Origin of the sequence: Flavobacterium sp. UBA6195 (assembly GCF_002422095.1) — a bacterium.
Taxonomy (GTDB): Bacteria; Bacteroidota; Bacteroidia; order Flavobacteriales; family Flavobacteriaceae; genus Flavobacterium.
The window spans coordinates 1-2753 of record NZ_DITB01000031.1 but is presented as its reverse complement, the minus strand read 5'-3'; the positions used below and the strand labels follow the sequence as shown (position 1 = coordinate 2753).

General features: G+C 31.1%; 2 protein-coding genes. Both read right to left on the bottom strand.

The window, feature by feature from the left end; translation table 11 throughout:
- Positions 1-119 precede the first annotated feature (119 nt).
- A complete protein-coding gene (locus B4I81_RS02255; protein WP_291106942.1) occupies positions 120-1193 on the bottom strand; it encodes an HpaII family restriction endonuclease in 1074 nt (357 codons plus the stop codon).
- Positions 1177-2457 carry a DNA cytosine methyltransferase gene (locus B4I81_RS02250; protein WP_291106941.1) on the bottom strand — a complete coding sequence of 427 codons (1281 nt, stop codon included), beginning with the start codon at positions 2455-2457 and terminating at the stop codon, positions 1177-1179. Before B4I81_RS02250 ends, B4I81_RS02255 begins: the two co-directional genes overlap by 17 nt.
- Between the last annotated feature and the right edge of the window lie 296 nt (positions 2458-2753).

Sequence of the window (2753 nt, the reverse complement as noted above, 5' to 3'; positions counted from 1 at the left end):
TTACAACTTAACCCATCTCTTTGCGAACCGCCGAGTACGTGACCCGTACGCTCGGTGGTGTGAGAGGCGCACTCCGTCAGATTCTGGCGGAGCCGTCTACTCGATTAACTGAAGCCCTTTTATTTAAATCTGATTTGCAAGTTTAATTTGAAGTAGCTTTTTCCATCTTCGCTATAAATTTTTCCGAATTCGTGTCTTGAACTACTTGCAGTTTCTAATTTTGTATTTTGAAATAAATAATCTTCAAACTGATTTCGATTGTAAATATGATAACACAAAACATCTCCGTTTTCTTTTACAATCAAATAACCGCCTGTTGCGTCATAAATTCCATTCCAAACTTTTGAAGGTGTCATTCCTAAAGCAACGTCAGTTAAGAAGCGTTTGATTTTGTATTCATAAAAAGTATGAGCAAATTGATTGTCATAATTTAATGGATTTGTTTTGTTTATATTATCTGTTAAATCTTTGATTGAACTTAAACTTGATGTATAAAAAGTTTTAACAATTTCAGCTAAAATATTAGGCAATAAACTATCAATTAAAACTAAATTATTTTTAAATATATCTTGTTCAAGTGAAACGTAATTTATGTTTCCGCCAAGTTGTTTTATGTTTTCAATTCTATCTTTAATTTTGCTTTTTGTGTCAATTTCATTTATGCTTTTTGTTTGATTTTCTGTTGGTTGAAAATCTGAAACTTGATAAATAAAATTTGTAGTTTTTCCTGCGTTTAAAAGCGTAGCTTGTCCTCCGAGTTGTGATTTAATGCTAAACCCTAATTCTGCGGTTTGATTTATTCTTTGGTCGTGAATAACAATTTGAATATCAGATTTAGAAGTTGATTTTGCTTTTAAAGAATTACAATTTATTGAGTTCATAAAAGTTTCAATTTCTGGAATACTAAATGCTCCATTTGAAGCTTTTATTGTAGCTAATAACTTTACCGATTGCTCAGTAAAAGTTTTTACAGGAATTCTTAATTGTTCTTTTCCACCAGAAATAATTACTAAATCTCCATTAATTTCATATTCAAAATTACCGCCACTTTCGTTACGAATAATCTTGATTATTGGATAAAATAATTCTTCAACTTTATTTAAATCTGCATCGCCTGCAAATAATTGTTTATCGCCAAGTAATTTGAACAAAGCGTAAATCTCACTCCATTCTCCTTTATTTCCTGATAGCATATTTTTTAATTCCGATTAGTTCTAAAATTTTATTTGCAGTTGCTTGTATAGCTGGAACGGCAACGGAGTTGCCGAATTGTTTATATGCAGATGCGTCAGCAACTGGAATTATAAAATCATCAGGAAATCCTTGTAATCTTGCCCATTCTCTTGGTGTCATTTTACGAATTCCTTCACGATTTACAGTTCCTTTTATATGAGTTGTTGGTGTGTAATCTACAATTCTATGGTCTAAAACTAAATTTCTTTCTCTACCCATTCCGCCAACAACAATTGCATTTGCAATTCCATTATCAGGAATTATTGCATAACCAAAACCATTTCCTTTATTTTCGTGTCTTGCTTTATGATTAACTAAAGTTTGAACATATTGAGTTGAAAGATAGTATTTTGTTGGTGGAACATTTTTCTCTTTTACTTCTTCAAAAGTTGGATTTTTTTCTAAAGGTTTTGGATATTCGAAACTTGAAATATTTAAATCTTGGCGAAAGCCAACAATATAAATTCTTTCTCGATTTTGTGGAACTCCGAAATTTTTAGCATTAATAATTTGTGGTTCAGGCACAAAATAGCCTAAATCATTTCTTAAAACATTTAGAATTGTTTCCAATGTTTTTCCTTTATCGTGACTTCGTAAACCTTTTACGTTTTCAAGAAAAATTGCTTTTGGCTTATGTTTTTTGATAATTTCTGCAACATCAAAAAATAATGTTCCTCTTGTATCATCAAAACCACCACGTTTTCCTGCAATTGAAAATGCTTGACAAGGAAAACCTGCACAAAGTAAATCGAATTCTTCAGGAATATAATTCTTAATTTGCTGTTTTGTAATGTCACCAAATGGAACTTCTCCGAAGTTTACTTTGTAAGTTTTTTGAGCTTCTTTGTCCCATTCACTTGTAAAAACACATTTTCCGCCAAGGTTTTGCATAGCAATTCTAAAACCACCGATTCCTGCAAATAAATCTATAAATTTAAAAGTATAGTTTTCTGGAGTTGGAAACGGAACGTTTTCAACTTCAAAAAGAAGTTGTTGCATTGCATCTTCAGCAACGATTGAAAGTTTTTCTTCTTCTTGTTTGTAAGTTACAAAATCATTTAAAACTTCTAAAGCATCATCTTTATAATACTTTGAAACTCCGTTGTGAATGTTGTGTAAATAATGAGTTAAAACCGCTTTTCCATTTTCATTTGGTTCAACAAGTCTTACCTGATAGCGTTTGCTATCAAATTCGTCAATACTTATTTTTTCTTTTAACTTCATTTATAATTCAATTCTATTTTTCGCAAGTTCGTAATTTTTGCGTTACGAATTATCATAAATTAGAAAAGTATTTCACTAATTTTTCAACAACCAATATTAATAGATTTCAATTTTTTGATAAGAAAAATGTTATCTTTTTTTCTGGTTTACAAGGGTTTCAGTTAACGTCCCGGCGCTTGGCGAGGTTGCGAACTTCGGAACCGATTATTTTCTATCAAAGATAAAATTTCTTGCGAAATGTAAACGTGAATTTACTACAAAATTCGCAATCTTGCCAAACGCCTGTGTGTGCCCTG

What these genes read in the sequence shown, in the direction of transcription:
- B4I81_RS02255 (WP_291106942.1), bottom strand. Translation starts at nt 1,193, where the DNA reads ATGCTATCAGGAAATAAAGGAGAATGGAGTGAGATTTACGCTTTGTTC.
- B4I81_RS02250 (WP_291106941.1), bottom strand. Translation starts at nt 2,457, where the DNA reads ATGAAGTTAAAAGAAAAAATAAGTATTGACGAATTTGATAGCAAACGC.